General features: G+C 55.3%; 14 protein-coding genes. All 14 read right to left on the bottom strand.

The window, feature by feature from the left end; translation table 11 throughout:
- Nucleotides 1-4: 4 nt before the first annotated feature.
- On the bottom strand, nucleotides 5-385 hold the full coding sequence (gloA, locus tag AAC019_RS05455; RefSeq protein ID WP_339897593.1) for a lactoylglutathione lyase: 381 nt from the start codon (nucleotides 383-385) through the stop codon (nucleotides 5-7).
- A 70-nt stretch (nucleotides 386-455) separates the two neighbouring features.
- Nucleotides 456-2,144, bottom strand: coding sequence for a hypothetical protein (locus AAC019_RS05450; RefSeq protein WP_339897592.1), 1,689 nt, complete (start codon nucleotides 2,142-2,144; stop codon nucleotides 456-458).
- Nucleotides 2,145-2,416: 272 nt separating this feature from the next.
- The gene (locus AAC019_RS05445) at nucleotides 2,417-3,244 is read right to left on the bottom strand and encodes a sulfite exporter TauE/SafE family protein (RefSeq protein ID WP_339897591.1); all 828 of its coding nucleotides are present in this window, start codon (nucleotides 3,242-3,244) and stop codon (nucleotides 2,417-2,419) included.
- Nucleotides 3,237-3,488, bottom strand: coding sequence for a cbb3-type cytochrome oxidase assembly protein CcoS (gene ccoS, locus AAC019_RS05440; protein ID WP_339897590.1), 252 nt, complete (start codon nucleotides 3,486-3,488; stop codon nucleotides 3,237-3,239). The genes AAC019_RS05445 and ccoS overlap by 8 nt, the downstream gene beginning before the upstream one ends.
- A 19-nt stretch (nucleotides 3,489-3,507) precedes the next feature.
- Entirely contained in the window at nucleotides 3,508-5,895 is a 2,388-nt protein-coding gene (locus AAC019_RS05435) for a heavy metal translocating P-type ATPase (protein WP_339897589.1), read from the bottom strand.
- 12 nt (nucleotides 5,896-5,907) lie between these two features.
- Nucleotides 5,908-6,438, bottom strand: coding sequence for a FixH family protein (locus AAC019_RS05430; protein WP_339897588.1), 531 nt, complete (start codon nucleotides 6,436-6,438; stop codon nucleotides 5,908-5,910).
- Between the two features lie 32 nt (nucleotides 6,439-6,470).
- Entirely contained in the window at nucleotides 6,471-7,892 is a 1,422-nt protein-coding gene (ccoG, locus tag AAC019_RS05425) for a cytochrome c oxidase accessory protein CcoG (protein ID WP_339897586.1), read from the bottom strand.
- A 92-nt stretch (nucleotides 7,893-7,984) separates the two neighbouring features.
- Nucleotides 7,985-8,890 carry a cytochrome-c oxidase, cbb3-type subunit III gene (gene ccoP, locus AAC019_RS05420; protein ID WP_339897585.1) on the bottom strand — a complete coding sequence of 302 codons (906 nt, stop codon included), beginning with the start codon at nucleotides 8,888-8,890 and terminating at the stop codon, nucleotides 7,985-7,987.
- 2 nt (nucleotides 8,891-8,892) lie between these two features.
- The gene (locus AAC019_RS05415) at nucleotides 8,893-9,102 is read right to left on the bottom strand and encodes a cbb3-type cytochrome c oxidase subunit 3 (protein WP_339897584.1); all 210 of its coding nucleotides are present in this window, start codon (nucleotides 9,100-9,102) and stop codon (nucleotides 8,893-8,895) included.
- Nucleotides 9,103-9,104: 2 nt separating this feature from the next.
- Nucleotides 9,105-9,716: a cytochrome-c oxidase, cbb3-type subunit II gene (gene ccoO / locus AAC019_RS05410; RefSeq protein ID WP_339897583.1), complete on the bottom strand. Its 612-nt coding sequence runs from the start codon at nucleotides 9,714-9,716 to the stop codon at nucleotides 9,105-9,107.
- Nucleotides 9,717-9,728: 12 nt separating this feature from the next.
- Nucleotides 9,729-11,177 carry a cytochrome-c oxidase, cbb3-type subunit I gene (gene ccoN / locus AAC019_RS05405; RefSeq protein WP_339897582.1) on the bottom strand — a complete coding sequence of 483 codons (1,449 nt, stop codon included), beginning with the start codon at nucleotides 11,175-11,177 and terminating at the stop codon, nucleotides 9,729-9,731.
- Nucleotides 11,178-11,407: 230 nt separating this feature from the next.
- Entirely contained in the window at nucleotides 11,408-12,628 is a 1,221-nt protein-coding gene (locus tag AAC019_RS05400) for an argininosuccinate synthase (protein ID WP_339897581.1), read from the bottom strand.
- A gap of 190 nt (nucleotides 12,629-12,818) precedes the next feature.
- Nucleotides 12,819-14,711 (bottom strand): methyl-accepting chemotaxis protein, encoded by a 1,893-nt coding sequence (locus AAC019_RS05395; RefSeq protein ID WP_339897580.1) that lies wholly within the window; start codon nucleotides 14,709-14,711, stop codon nucleotides 12,819-12,821.
- Between the two features lie 108 nt (nucleotides 14,712-14,819).
- On the bottom strand, nucleotides 14,820-16,298 hold the full coding sequence (gene sbcB / locus AAC019_RS05390) for an exodeoxyribonuclease I (RefSeq protein ID WP_339897578.1): 1,479 nt from the start codon (nucleotides 16,296-16,298) through the stop codon (nucleotides 14,820-14,822).
- Nucleotides 16,299-16,351 lie beyond the last annotated feature (53 nt).

Below are 16,351 nucleotides of genomic sequence, written 5' to 3'. Positions count from 1 at the left end.
CAAATCAGACGCCCAGCAGCTCAATTTTATAACCATCCGGATCTTGCACAAACGCCAGTATGGTCGAGCCGTGCTTCATCGGGCCGGGCTCGCGTATTACTTTGCCACCGGCCGCGCGAATAAGCTCGCAGGTTTGGTACACATCGTCAACACCAATGGCGATATGGCCATAACCATCCCCTAAGTCATAGTGCGGTGTATCCCAGTTGTGGGTAAGCTCCAGCACCGTGGTATCCTGCTCGTCACCGTAGCCGACAAACGCCAGAGTAAAGCGCCCCGCCGGAAACTCTTCCCGACGCAGTAACCGCATACCCAGCACCTGCGTGTAAAAGGTTAAAGACGCGTCTAAATCGCCCACTCGGAGCATGGTATGTAGCAATCGCATAGGGCCTCTGGGAATAACCTAATGGCTTGCCCCGCCAGGATTGACTCAGCGGGAGCAACGCCACGGCAGTCTAAAATTGCTTTTTAGCTTTAATCAGTAGCTGGTACTCATCAATTCCGTCTTTATCAACCAGCGGCGTGGCGATATCAACGTGCACCACATTGCCAACGCGTACTTTACTGGAGCTGAAGCGCAGCCCAAAGCCCACATCGGCGAGCACGTTATTATTGTCTGAGATCGGGCCATCCCACGCTTTACCCGCCTCGATAAAGCCTACGGCGCCAACCCGCACAAGGTTAAACCAGTGCCAGTCGGAGTAGTAGCGCCGCTCGATGGTCGCGATCATACGCTTTTGTCCGCGCTGAAAATCGGTGGGGTAGCCGCGCATACCAACGATCCCGCCCACGGTAAGCTCTTCGTACTGCTCCAGATCCTGGCCGGCATCGTAGCTCAGGCTGGCGTACCAGCGATTTTCGACATTCTGCATAATGTTGTAGGCCACTTTACTGCGCCAAACGGCGCTGTCCTGGCCATTTGAATCCATGTGGTCGCGGCCATCCACGCCCAGCTCAAGGCTTAGCAGGTGATCGTCTCCGACACCAATGATGTGCTGATAGTTACCGATATAGCGAATCACATCGCCGTGCTTACCCGGCTCTGCTTTGCCATAGCCCAGGCGAAAGCCAAAGGTAATGCCCATGGCCACGTCTTCGGTGCGCTGGATCTGGTTGAGGTTACGATACACGGCGTAACGATCTTCCAGGTATTGATATTCAACCCAGGGGTATTTGGCACCGCGCTCTTCGGGGATCCCCAAAAAGGTATCTTCCGTTGCGTAAAAGGTATCCTCTTCGTTGGTCGCCCCCAGCAAAAGCCGCTGAGTGGAATATTTCGCCGTGTGCAGCAGGCGGCCAACAAAGACCTCCTGGTATAAGGTTTCATGACGAAAACGGTTGACCTCATCGCCCTTGACGCGAATGATTTCGTCCTCGCCAATATCACGGTGAGCAATACCGCCCGCCCAACGCGACGAGCGCGAATAAAAAGGTAGAGCGAGTTCCGCGATCACGTTTTCGCCATCGGATTTATCGGCGTAAGACAGCCGGGTCGACACGCGGGAGTTTAAAACATGGTCTGTTCTAAAGGTGTAGCTCATACCGCGGCGCTCGGCATCTTGCTCGTAGCCAACCGAAAAGCCATTACCCGTACCAAAAATATTGTCGTCACTGATGCCAAACCCAGTGGATGAATCGCCGCCACTGCGGCTAAACGACGCATCTATTTCAAGCGACCAGCTATCACGCGTGACTACCACCAAATCGACCTGTCCCTCACACACCACATAAGGAACAACAAAGGCCATCGAGAAGTAATCCCGCGTTCGCAAGATACGCTCGGTTTCTAAAATGACATTTGGCTCAAGCGCTTGCCCCGCCTCGAACAACAACTGGGGCGCGACCACATACTCTTTAGTATTAAAGTGAATTTTGTTTAAAAAGCGATAGAGACTATTGTTTTCATCGGGGTTATCTTCATCGAAAACACCGACCTGTAAAAAGCCGATCGAACGAATCGTCATGCCATCCAGCGACTCGATATCTTGAGTACTTAGACGGCTACCGGTAAAACGCTTGCGAATGGTTTCACGGATATCGAGCAGCTGACAGCCCTCGGGCACACTCTGCTCAAGCTCGCGAAGCTGTCGATCCAGCTCGCTGTCTTTTGCCAGCGCATGCAGCGGAAGAAGCAGTAACGACACAAGCGTTAATGGCAGCCAACACCAGCGCACGGCACGATAAATACCTATCTGCCCCCCCCGACGTTGTCTGTGGGTTAATCTCAAGCTTTTGCAACCTATAGGTTTTACCATACAAAATTCGATCAATACCTGCGCGAACGCCTTGTACACCCCGTGTTTTTAGTGTTATCACGGGTACTCCACTTAATCATTGCCTATCGCAGCCAAGGTTACCACGAACTCGATTCCGCACCATATAAAAGTGTAACGATGGGCTCAACTTGCACAACATTTTAGTGATGTTGATGGCCAGAGTGGTCGCTCGCGCCCGCCGGAGCATGGCCTTCATCGGTCGGGGCATCGCCGCTCCTGGCGGGCTGCTGGGACGAGTCTGCACCCGGTAGGTGCGAATGGTTAGAATGCTGATGATGATCAGAGTGCTGATGGTTAGCGTGCCCCGGGCCAACAGCGCCATAAAGCGTCCAACCGGCAAAAACCAGCAACAATAGTGCGCCCGCCAGACGCAAACTGCGCTGCTGCGCCCAGCGCCGCACTCGTCCTGTGGCAAACGCCGCTAACAAAACCGCGGGCAACGTACCCGCACCAAACGCAAGCATAAACAGTGCCCCGCCCGATGCCGCAGGTTGCGTCATCGCGTAACCCAATGCACTGTACACCAAGCCACACGGTAACCAGCCCCAAATAAAGCCTAGCCCCAGTGCCGGAACGGGCCCACGCACCGGTAACAGAGCGCGCCCGATAGGCTGCAGATAACGCCATAAATACCGGCCAAGTGCCTCAAGCTTTAACAGCCCACGCCACCAACCGGCGAGATACAGCGCCATGGCCAGCAGTAATAGAGCCGCGATAACACGCAGTACCGTGGCAGCCCCCAGAGCATAGACGGTTTCGCCCAAAGCCCCTGCCACCGCCCCCATCAGGGTGTAACTGGTGAGCCGGCCAAGGTTGTAGCAGACCACAATGGCCCCCGAGCGCAGCTTAGACGGGGCTTCTACCGCCATGGTGAGCGCCCCCATAATACCGCCACACATCCCCAGGCAATGGGTACTGCTAAAAAAGCCCAGTAACAGGCCGGCGGCCAGTGCCGTTAAGTCAATCATGGGGTGCGTCTTTCGCCCGCGCCGACCGCGTCACGGGCTGAGCGGCCTCATCTGCTGTTTGCTCAGAGTCCGCGGGCGGCGCGTTCTTATCGGTCGCCTCTGGGGCGTCGTCATCAAACAGGATGCGGTGTGCTTCAGTATCCAGGTTATCGTACTGGCCGGAGTTAATGGCCCAAAACAATAGGCGTATCGCGATAACCACAAATACCAGCGCGATGGGAATAAGAAAATACAAGCTGTCCACACTGGTCTCCTGTAAATCGTCAGCGCGTTAACCGCAGAGCATTAAACACCACCAGTAGCGAGCTGGCCGTCATCCCTAGCGCCGCCGCCCAGGGCGGCACCAAGCCTAGCGCGGCAAGGGGCAGCGCCAGACTATTGTACACAAGCGACAGAGTAAGGTTTTGCCGTATCACGCGCTGAGTCGAGCGCGCCCGGCTCAGGCAGAGCAGCAACGGTTGTAAGTGATCTTGTAGCAGCAAACAATCGGCATGAGTGCGGGCCAAATCCGAAGCGCCCGACATGGCAATGGATACATCCGCCCCGGAGAGGGTCGGCACATCGTTGATACCGTCGCCCACCATCAGCGTTACATCGCCCTGAGCCTGCCGCTGTTGCAAGCGCGCCAGCTTGGCTGCGGGAGAGGCGCCGCCCTCGTACTGGGTTATCCCCACCTGGGCGGCTAAACGCGCGGTATTGGCCGGGGTGTCGCCACTGAGCAGCTCAACCTTGATGCCCCCGGCGATCAGGGATGTCACGACCCGGGCCGCCTCCTCCCGCAATTGATCCGCCAGACCAATAAACGCCAGCGGCTGCTCCGCTTGGGTAAGCAACAACCATAGGTATGGCCCGGGGGGCAGCTCGGGGATTTCGCCGCCTGCTGCAAAGGCGACGTTGCCTAAGCGATACTCCACAGCGCCAATGGTTCCGCTAACGCCACCGCCGGTTTCCTGCTGTACGTTTTGCAGCGCTTGAGTTGGCGGGTAGTCGTTAAAAGCCCGCGCAATAGGGTGATTACTGCCCTGCTCTAGCGCCGCACACAGCGCCAACAACTGCTCTCGGCCAACATCACGGGCCAAGGGTTTAACTTCGGCGACGCGCAGCTGGCCATACGTGAGGGTGCCGGTTTTATCAAACACCACGCGGTTAACTTTGGTCAGCGTCTCTAGCACATGACCGCGAGTAATCAGTACCCCGGTTCGGCGCAAGTACTCTGTGGCGGCGGTAATGGCGGTGGGCATTGCCAGCGCGAGTGCACAGGGGCAAGTCACCACCAGCACAGACAGGGCGACCCACAGCGCCCGCTCGGGCGCGACCATACTCCAGGCAATATACACCGCCGTGCACACCAATAACACGGCGGCAATAAAGTATCGGGCCACGCGGTCTGCCAGCGCCATTTGCGGCGGCTTTTCGGCCTGCGCCCGGGCCACCAACTGCTCGATAGCAGACAGTTGGGTTTGTCCGCCTATCGCGCTGACGCGAACCTCCAGCGGGCTTTCATTATTTTGACTACCGGCAATCACGAAACTGCCCGTACTTTTCTTCACCGGCTCCGACTCGCCGGTCAGAAGCGCCTCATTCACCCCAGATGTTCCGGCCACTACCTCGCCATCGGCGGGAAAGGTATCCCCCGCCGCGATGCGAATCCTGTCCCCCGGGCGCAGCAATTTTGCAGCTACCTGGCGCCACTCACCACTTTCCCAACGATTGGCCACGGACGGCAACAACTGGGCAATGTTGGCCCCGCCAATTCGGTGCCGATAGCGTGCGCGCATCTCCAGGTAACGCCCGACCAACAAAAAAAACACAAACATGGCGATGGATTCAAAGTACACATCGCCGGTGCCGGTAAACGTCGCCCAGCAACTGGCGCCATAGCCAAGCCCCACGGCGAGCGCGACCGGAACATCCATCACCAGCTGGCCGGCTTTTAAACTGCGCCAGGCTGCACGAAAAAAGGGCCAGGCGCTAAACAACACCACCGGCGTGGTCAGTAACATGCTTAAACCGCGCAGCAAACTTTGCCACTCGTCGCTGGCACCGGTGTATAAGCCTACCGCCACCATACCCGCCTGCATCATGCCAAAGCCGGCAACCCCGAGGCGTGCCAGAGCAAGCCGGTTATCGCGCACCTCCAGAGCCCGCTGCTGATCGTCAGTGGCGGGGCGCGGCCGATAACCAATGGCGTGCAATTCGGCCAGCAGCTTACTCAGAGGCACCAATTCAGGGTTATAGGTTAACTGGGTACGAAAACTGGTGACATTCACCCGCACCTGTATAACGCCGGCAAACTGCGACAGATGGGTCTCTATAAGCCAGCTGCAGGCCGCGCAACTGATGCCCTCGAGTAACAGGTTGGCTTGCGCCGTACCATCGGCGAGCGGAACCACAAAGTCCTGCTGGATATCCTCCAGATCGTAAATGTCCCAGCTTGACTGCCCGGCCCGGTCGGGGCGCTCGCTGGCCTCGGTGCGGTATTGATAAAAGCGTGTCAGACCACCATCGACTATGGCACTGGCCACCGCCTGGCAACCGGGGCAGCACATGGCACAGTTCTCGCCGTTTATTTCTACCCAATAGTCAGAGCCTGCGGGAACGGGCTCGGCGCAGTGAAAACAAAGCACCGGCTCCGCGGTGGTGTCAGCCACAGGAGGCAAACGTTAGAGCGCGGCAGGCGCGAGCTTTATCGCGGCGCGCTCGGTAAAATTTACGTCGGTACGCAAGCGCCAGGGCGCTGCACTTCGCTCGGCCTCGGCTTGCTCCGGCGCCAGCGTGACATACCACTGTGTATCCTGTGCCACCAGTGGCGCACTAAAGTGCGAGTCGTCGCGACGCTCTAACACTAAGAACATGTCCTGTCGCTCATCGAACGGGTGATCGAGCCACACGGACAAACTCGCCGGCATCGGAATGGTATCTGAGTGCAGCGCAACAACCAACTCGCCGCTCTCGGCCCGCCAGCTCATATCGGCGGTTAGGCCCCACTGCAACGCGCGCTTGTCTTGCTCAAGGCTCTGATTAATCATCCGGCCTTCTTTGTAGTAATTGTCAATTACCGTGTCGTCGGCGAACTTAACCGCCAGGGTGACCGTAACGCTCGACACAAGCACCACGACAATCAAAGGCGTCATTACAAACCAAAACCAAGGCTCTTTTTGCCAGGGGCGCGGTACGTTCGTCTCTGTAGTCATAAAGCCTCTTGCTGTTGGTTACACGTTAGCCGCTAGTAGTCTCGCTGCTGCGGGCCAATAAACGACGTATCGTTGGTGGTTGTGAGCGTAGGGTTGTCCTTTGCCGTAAGGGTAAACTCGATCTCAGATTTCACCTCAGTCAATTCATCCCGCGGCACCGCAACACGCACGGGGATGGTCAGCAACTCGCCCGGGTCAACCTCAAGTGGTCGATACGCCTGCAGACGGTAATTAAAGTCCCCACTCAAGCTAATGTCGTACCGGTGGGGCTTATTATCCATGTTGTTAATCTTTAGGGTGTAGACATTTTGCACATCCTTACCGCTGATTCTATACATTCGCACACCGCGGTCACGGAGGATCTCTAAGCCCAGTGGAGTTCGCTGTACCAGATTGCCGACAAACACACTGATCATTACGGTCAGCACCACCAGATAACCGATAAAACGCGGCCGTAGCACGCGGGTTTTCCCCTCTTTAATGGCATCTTCCGTGGTAAAACTGATCAGCCCGCGAGGGTATTCCATTTTATCCATCACGGTATTGCAGGCGTCTACACACAAGCCACAATCGATACACTCGGCCTGAATGCCATCGCGTATATCAATATCCACCGGGCAGACCTGAACGCACCAGGAGCAATCAATACAATCGCCCTTGCCCTGTGCTTTATAGTCTTCTCCGGCTTTACGGGGGCCGCGTTTTTCACCGCGAATGTGGTTGTAAAACACGGTTAGGGTATCGGAGTCATACATCACCGACTGGAAGCGGGCGTAGGGGCACATGTACTTGCACACCTGCTGGCGCATAAAGCCGGCATTGGTGTAGGTGGCCACAGTAAAAAACCCCACCCAAAAAACCACCGGGATAGTGCTGTCAAAGCTTAATAAACCACCAATCAACTCGCGCACGGGCACAAAGTAACCGACAAACGTGAGGGCGGTAACCAGCGCGATCAGTAGCCAAATGGCATGAGTGGCCCCAATACGCATGACTTTATTCACGCTCCAGGGCGCTGCATCAAGCTTAATGCGTTTGTTGCGATCCCCCTGACAGATAAACTCGGCCCAGATAAACATCTGAGTCCACACCGTTTGCGGACAGGTAAAGCCACACCACACTCGCCCCACCAACACCGTCACGGTAAACAGGGCAAAGGCCGCAATAATCAACAGCCAGGCGAGGTAAATACCATCTTGGGGCCAGAAGGTTGTCCAGAGAATATGAAACTTGCGATCGGCCAAATCAAACAACATAGCCGGCCGGCCGTCAATGGTTAGCCAAGGCATAAGCGCGAAGCCCGCGATTAACGGCAGCCCGGTATAGCGACGCAGTTTTTGGTAAAAGCCGGTAATACGGCGGGTGTAAACTTTATCTTCGGCTTCGTATAGATTGACGTAACGAATGGTAGGCTCGTCCGTGGATTGCTCGGACGACGATGACTTTTTACTCACTGCAGCACCTCATTGCGAGAGACTTTTACCCAAAACTCGGCGGTCTTCGCCAGATTGGGAGAACCGGGGCGGTGGCGCCCCGGTATGACTGATTACTGCTCGTCCAGTGGCAGTGACAGGCTGTAAACGTAAGCCGCCAGCAAGTGAATACGGCTTTCTTTTAACAGCTCCTGCTGGGCCGGCATTACGCCGTTACGCCCTTCGCGAAGGGTTTGGCGAATATCTTGCGGCTCGCCACCGTACAACCAAATATCGTCGGTAAGGTTAGGAGCACCCATGGCCTGAATACCCTTACCATCGGCACTATGACAAGCCACACAGTTTTGCTCAAAGTGTTTTTGGCCCGCTTTGGCAAGCTCGGCATCGTGCTCACGACCGCTTAAGCTCAGTACGTATTCGGCTGTTTCGTGAATACCATCTTCACCCAAAATAGGTGCCCATGCCGGCATAACCCCTTTGCGCCCACCGGTAATGGTTTGCTTGATAGTCGCCGGCTCGCCGCCGTACAACCAATCGTGGTCGGTCAGATTGGGAAAGCCAAAATTACCACCGCCGTCCGCACCATGGCACACCGCACAGTTGTTGGAGAACAACCGCAACCCCATTTTCATGGCATCTGAGTCACGGGCCAAATCCTCAATGGGCATAGCGTTGTATTTGCCAAATTGCTCGGAGTAAAGCTCCTCGGCTTTTTGCTGCTTGGCCTCTAGCTGATTGTGCGAGGTCCAACCGGCGACGCCTTTAAAAGAACCCAACCCCGGATAAATAACCAAGTAAGCCGCGGCGAAGATAAAAGTGGCAATAAACATCTTAAACCACCAGCTGGGCAGCGGGTTGTCATACTCTTCAATACCGTCGTACACGTGTCCTGTTGTGCGGTTCTCAGGCGCTTCATCGTCCTTTACCGCCACCTTACGGTTGGCCAACAACACCCAAAGAAGCAGAGCTAAGTTGGTCAAAGTCAGGCCGATAATCCAAAGGTTCCAAAAAATGCTCATAATCAATTCCGCCTTGCTACATCATCGGTCGATGGGGTGTTATCTTTTGCTTTTTGTTGTGTGGCGCCGTCGTCCTGCTCGTCGGCAAAGGGCAAATTGGCATCGTCGTCAAAACGTTTACGGCGGCTGGGGGCAAAAGCCCACCAACACACGCCGGCAAATGCAATAGCGACTAAAACCGTGCTGATGGCGCCCCAGGTACCCTTATCCATAACTAGCGTTTTTCCTTAAGCAGCGTACCCAATTGCTGCAAATAGGCCACAATCGCGTCCATTTCGGTTACGCCACGAACTTTATCGCCTGCGCCCTCGATGTCTTCGTCGGTATAGGGAACCCCAACTTTACGCAGTGCACGCATTTTGTTTTCGGTGTGCTTGCCATCCAGCTTGTTGTCATACAGCCACGGGAATTCCGGCATGTTTGACTCTGGCACAACAATGCGCGGGTTAAACAGGTGCACTTTATGCCAGTCGTCCGAGTAACGGCCGCCGACACGGGCAAGGTCTGGCCCGGTGCGCTTAGAGCCCCACAAAAACGGATGCTCATAAACACTCTCACCGGCCACCGAGTAATGGCCGTAACGCTCTACTTCAGCGCGCAGCGGACGTACCATTTGCGTATGGCAGACGTGACAACCCTCGCGGATATAAATGTCGCGCCCTTCCAGCTCGAGCGGGCCAAGCGGCTTAAGCCCGGCGACCGGCTCTGTGGTTTCCTTCAAAAAGAACTGCGGAACAATCTCTACCAAGCCACCAAAACTGATGGCTACAATAACCAATACGGTCATCAGACCAATATTTTTCTCGACGATATCGTGGTTTTTCATCTATTGGCCTCCTTAAACCGCTTGCGCTTGTGGGCTGTTATCTGACGCCACCTCGCGCGGTGCTTGCGCGGTGCGGTAGGTGTTATAGGCCATTAAAAGCATCCCAGACAGGAAGAAGACGCCACCGATAAAGCGCACCACATAACCATTGTGGCTGGCCTGTACCGCCTCAATAAAGCTATAGGTCAAAGTGCCGTCACTGTTAAAGGCGCGCCACATCAAGCCCTGCATAATGCCGTTAACCCACATGGCCGCGATGTAAAGCACGGTGCCGATGGTGGCCAGCCAAAAGTGCACGTTTACCCACTTCACGCTGTACATCTCTTTGCGGCCAAACAAGATGGGCAGCAAGTGATACACCGCACCGATAGAGATCATCGCCACCCAACCCAAAGCGCCTGAGTGTACGTGGCCGATAGTCCAGTCGGTGTTGTGGCTAAGGGCGTTAACCGTTTTGATCGACATCATGGGGCCTTCAAAGGTCGACATACCGTAAAACGACAAGGACACCACTAAAAAGCGCAGGGTTGGATCGGTGCGCAGCTTATGCCAGGCGCCCGACAGGGTCATAATACCGTTGATCATGCCGCCCCAGGAGGGGGCCAGCAGAATCAGCGACATCACCATACCCAGGCTCTGAGCCCAATCTGGCAGAGCAGAGTAATGCAGGTGGTGCGCACCCGCCCAAATATAGATAGAGATCAGCGCCCAGAAGTGAACAATAGAAAGCTGATAAGAGTAAACCGGACGACCCGCCTGCTTGGGCACAAAGTAATACATCATGCCCAAAAAGCCGGCGGTCAAAAAGAAACCCACGGCATTGTGACCGTACCACCACTGCACCATGGCATCGGCGGCCCCGGCGTAGGCCGAGTAAGATTTAAACAAGCTCACCGGAATCGCAGCACTGTTAACCACGTGCAACACCGCGATGGTTAAAATAAAACCACCGTAAAACCAGTTAGCTACATAAATGTGTGAGGTTTTGCGCTTAACAATCGTGCCAAAAAACACCAATGCGTAAGACACCCAGACCAGCGTGATAAGGATATCGATGGGCCACTCGAGCTCGGCATACTCTTTTGTAGTGGTAAGCCCCAATGGCAATGTAATTGCTGCCAAGACAATCACTAGCTGCCAGCCCCAAAAGGTAAAGGGCACTAACCAGCCGCCCCAGAGCTTGGCCTGACACGTGCGCTGTACCACATAAAAGCTGGTGCCCATCAAGGCACAGCCACCAAACGCAAAAATCACCGCGTTGGTATGCAGCGGGCGTAAACGCCCAAAATGAGTAAAGGGTTGAAACAAGTTGTTCAGTTCAGGCCAGCACAACTGGGCAGCGATTAGCACACCGACCCCCATGCCGAAAATACCCCAGACAATTGTCATGATCGAGAACTGACGCACGACTTTATAGTCGTAAGTCGGGTGATCACCCACCGCTGTTAGGTTACTACTCATAGGATCTTCCCTATATTTGGCAAAACACAGTTAATTAAATAAGTATTATTAGAAGTGAGGTATTCACCCACTAGCGCCTGTTGTGCTGAGCAAGGTACGCACCCAACGGTGCTTATACATTGATTTGCATCAACTATAGTACAAACATTAGCACTGCATATGACAACGCGGGTAAATTAAGGCATTGCAGTAATGCACTGGCCCACCACAGGCGGGCCAGTGCATTAATTTTACAGCAGGTTGCGACCTTTACTGGCGGCAATACGCATGCGCAAAGCGTTTAGCTTAATAAAGCCTTCGGCATCTTTTTGGTCGTAAGCGCCGGCATCGTCTTCAAACGTGGCAACTTTTTCATCAAACAAGCTGTCAGCCGAGCGGCGGCCCACTACGTGCACCGCACCTTTATAAAGTTTCACGCGAACCTCGCCGTTAACCGGCTCCTGAGACTCGTCGATGGCGGTTTGCAGCATTTTGCGCTCAGGGCTCCACCAGTAGCCGTTGTAAATAATCTCGGCGTATTTAGGCATTAGGCTGTCTTTTAAGTGCGCCACTTCGCGGTCGAGCGTAATAGATTCAATGGCGCGGTGGGCCTTCAAAATAATGCTGCCACCGGGCGTTTCGTAACAGCCGCGTGACTTCATGCCGACGTAGCGGTTCTCTACAATGTCTAAGCGACCGATGCCGTTATCGCCACCGAGTTTGTTGAGCTTTTCCAATACCGTGGCCGGAGACAAGCGCTCGCCATCGATAGCAACGATGTCGCCTTTTTCAAAGGTAAGGTCAACGTAGGTTGGCTCGTCGGGCGCGTTTTCCGGCGACACACTCCAGCGCCACATATCTTCTTCGGCTTCGGTCCAGGGGTCTTCCAGCACGCCGCCCTCGTACGAGATATGCAGCAAGTTGGCATCCATGGAGTAAGGTGACTTTTTCTTTTTGCTGGAAAAATCCACCGGAATATTGTGTTCTTCGCAGTAAGCCATCAGGGTTTCGCGAGACGTTAAGTCCCACTCGCGCCAGGGCGCAATCACCTGAATACCGGGCTTAAGGGCGTAGGCACCCAGCTCAAAACGCACCTGATCGTTACCTTTACCGGTGGCGCCGTGCGAAATGGCATCGGCGCCGGTTTCGTTGGCGATCTCGATCAGGCGTTTAGCAATCAGCGGGCGGGCGATAGAGGTACCTAACAGATACTCGCCTTCGTAGATGGTATTAGCGCGAAACATGGGGAAGACGAAGTCGCGGACAAACTCTTCACGCAGATCGTCGATATAGATCTCTTTAACACCCAGCGCCTCGGCTTTGGCGCGAGCCGGAGCCACCTCTTCACCCTGACCGATGTCAGCCGTGAAGGTCACCACCTCACAGTTGTAGGTTTCTTGCAGCCACTTCACGATTACCGAGGTATCCAACCCCCCAGAATAGGCCAATACAACTTTTTTGATGGATGACATAGAAAACTCCCGCAATTGGCTAGCCGTACTGGCTAAACAGTTCAGTTTTACAAACGCCTTACACAGCGCGGCGAAATTGTACCCGCAAATTGGAGAAATTCCCACTCCAATGTCACCCAATTACACAGATAAACACATGGGTAACACCGCTGTGGATAACCTCACCCCACTCGCAGCTCACAGGGTAAAACTATAGACGGAAGGTCGAGACTTTGTCAGTAAGCGCCTCTGAATGTTCTTTTAATACCTTGGCCCGGGATTGACCCTGCTCGGCTTCTTCCAGCGAGCGCTCGGCCACATCCGAGATCGTTTGCATGTTTTGCATAACCTCTTGCACCACATGGCTTTGCTCTTCTGCGGCAGTGGCGATTTGGGTCGCCATAGCGCTAATCGCCGCCACGGCATCGTTGATCGTAACCAGCGACTGCGATGCATGGTGGGCGTTATCCACGCTGCCAGCCGCCAGATCCCGGCTATCATCCATGATTGTCACGGCATCTTTTGAGGTATCGTGCAGTGCACTGATCATCCCCTGAATCTCTTCGGTGCTGGCGTGGGTGCGCTGGGACAAGACTCTGACCTCGTCCGCCACCACGGCAAAACCCCGCCCCTGATCTCCGGCCCGCGCCGCCTCAATAGCGGCATTAAGTGCCAGCAGATTGGTTTGCTCTGCAATTGCCTGAATCGTTGCCAGGATCCCGTTGATCTCTTGCACCCGCTCATTCAGCGAGCCCACAACCCCGCCGGCCTGCTCCAATTTTTGCGCCAACGCGTTAATCGACTGAGTGGTAACATCCACCTGCCTTTTGCCGTCTTTGGCGCCAGAGACAACATCATGTACCGAGTTGGCGGTGTTCTCCGCGTGGTGGGCAATCTCGCCCGTGGCGTTCGTCATCTCGCTCATCGCCCGGGTAACGCTATCGATTTGCTCGCGCTGATGCAGCATTTCACGCACCGAGTCACTGGCCCGGCCCGCCGTGGCCGTGGCATTCTCATCCAGCTCCGTTGCCTGCAGCCGAATATGCTCCACCAAATCGTGCATATGCTCGACAAACTGATTAAAGCTGGCAGCGAGCGAGGCGACTTCATCGTTTGAGGTAACGGGTAGACGGCGGGTTAAGTCTCCACCGCCCGAGGCAATCTCACTCAAGGCGTCCGACACCCGGTGCAAGGGCCGAAACAACCGGCCAATCAGCCAGCTCAGCGCCACAATACTGATAACCACCAACAGCAAGATAACCAACAGCTGCTGCGTTAGACTTGCCAGCACAGGCGCCACCAGCGCATCGCGATTGAGCATCATCACCAGCACCAGCTCGGACTCTGGCACCTCGGCGGCAAATAATTGGTAGGTGTCGCCGTCAATCTCCAGTAAATCAATCAGCTCATCACGGCGGATTAACTGCTCCAGGTGATTGGCGGTTAACTCGGGGGATATGGAGGTGAGCTCGGCATTGAGTAGCGCCTGGTCGCTATGGGCAAACACAGTGCCTTTGCGCTTGGCGATAAACATAGAGCCATCACCGGGTAAATCGATGCTGCGCAACTGCTCGATAATGCTGTCCAGCACCACATCGGCGCCGATTACGCCAATAACCTGGCCACTGCCATCGCGCACCACACGCCCCAGTGAGACCACATTTTTTCCCGTTGCCGAGGCGACCGACGGGTCCTCGACGACAGTTTGATTGGGAGATTTCTTGGCGTTAATGTACCAGCTCCAGATGCGCGGATCGTTGTTACCCTCCGGCAACACCAACTGCTTGGCATTGACCAAGCCGCCATCCTCAAAGCCGAGAAATACGTTATCGACATCGGCCGCACGCTTGACCTGATTAAGGTGGGTTACATAATCCTCGGGGAGCGCCTCACCGGGAAAACTCTCCAAAGCTCGCCCCTTACTGGCAAACCAGCTACTCACATACTGCGAGAATGTCCCGGAGATCCCGTTAACCTGACTATGGATACTGCGCTCCATTTGACTCATGGCGGCGGAGTACGCCAGCCAAGCCACAACGGACCCCACCACAATCAAGGCTACCGCAGCCGAGCCACTTATCTTTTTTCTTAGGGACAGACTCATAAACACCCACCTTAGCTGAAAATCATTATTATTAGCGGCGAAAATCAGGGTTACCCCACGTCAAGATCGCCCTCTTATATAGTAGTAACGTCCATATTTGCCTTTTCTTTAGCCTTCGGCGGCATTTGACAGCAGTGTATCGCCGTACTCTTGCAGCTGGGCCAGCAACTGTCGCTTCGCCGTCGGCAACTGATCGTCGGCCAACAACGCCTTCACTCGCTGATCAAACTCCGGCTTAACCAAGCCAGCACCGGCCGCGGGGTCCGTCAGGCGCTGCAGGCAAAAGGCTCGCCAGCGCTGGCGCTCCTCAGGTGAAAGAGTATCGGGGTAGTTGCGCGCCCGGTAACGCCATAAGATTTCCGGCAGCCGGTCATCGTGAAAGTCCAGCGCCGAGGCCGCGAGCTCGGCGCCACTGCTGCGCCGCACCAGCGCAAGCAAGCGTTTATCGTGATCGTCTAAGAAGCCATCGTAGAGCTTTTGCTCGGGGTCGGTACGCTCGGCAAACTGGCTCATCTGATACAGTTTTGCCAGTTTGGCCCGCAGTGCGGTGGACTCCACCAGTGTCATGTCGGCAAAGCGGCGCCAGTGCGTCTCGGCCTGAGCCTTATCGATACCAAGCCGCTTGGCAGCCGCGTCGTCGAGCATCGCCGGCGCCAGCAACATGGGCGATTTATTAAGGTGTACCTCTTTTAAGGCCAACCGCTCTACCCCCTCGGGCAACTCATCGCGGCGCACAAACAACCGCTCGGCCAGTGCCTCGGCCTCAAGCTCAAACAAATCATCCGGCGCGGCGCTTAAGTTATAGACAATCACGCTGTTCTTGTTTTGCGGGTGAAACGCCAGGGGCAACACCAGTGCGCAGTTGCCCTGGCTGGACGGAAACATCGACGAGATATGTAACAGCGGCTTAAAACTGTCGATATCAATCATCCCCCCGGCAAAGCGCTTGTTGCGCAGCCGGTAGGCGTAATCAAACAATTTGGGCTGGCGGCGCTTGATAAGCTGCGCCAGCGCAATAGTGGCGTACACATCGCTCAAGGCATCGTGCGCTGAGCCGTGCTCCAAGTTATTAGCGGCCGTCAACGCCTCAAGCTTAAAGCACGGCGTGCCGTCGTCGTAATTGGACCACTCGATCCCCTCGGGGCGCAGGGCGCGGGTCATACGCACCATGTCGATAATATCCCAGCGCGAATTACCGCCTTTCCACTCGCGCTCGTAAGGGTCGTAAAAATTGCGATACAAACCGTAGCGGGTGACCTCGTCATCAAAGCGAATGGAGTTGTAACCCACCCCACAGGTGCCCGCCACGGCAAACTCGGCGGCAATTTTTGCCATAAATTCGGCCTCGGGCAAACCCTGTGCCAGTGCCTGTTGCGGCGCAATACCCGTCACCAGACACGCCTCGGGCTTGGGCAACAAATCCTCGGGCGGGCGGCAGTACATCATTAAGGGCTCGCCAATCACATTTAAACTGGCATCGGTGCGCACCCCGGCAAACTGTGAGGGTCGGTCAACCGCCGGCACCTCGCCCCAGGTTTCGTAGTCGTGCCAATAAAAGGTGTTTTGCCCAGATGCTGTGGTTGTCACCGCGACTCCTTATAGTATTTGCAACAAATATGGCCCAACTGTAACACTTTGGC

This window comes from uncultured Gilvimarinus sp. (assembly GCF_963975215.1).
Taxonomy (GTDB): Bacteria; Pseudomonadota; Gammaproteobacteria; order Pseudomonadales; family Cellvibrionaceae; genus Gilvimarinus.
The sequence above is the reverse complement of the archived record's forward strand: the minus strand, read 5'-3'. Positions and strand labels throughout refer to the sequence as shown.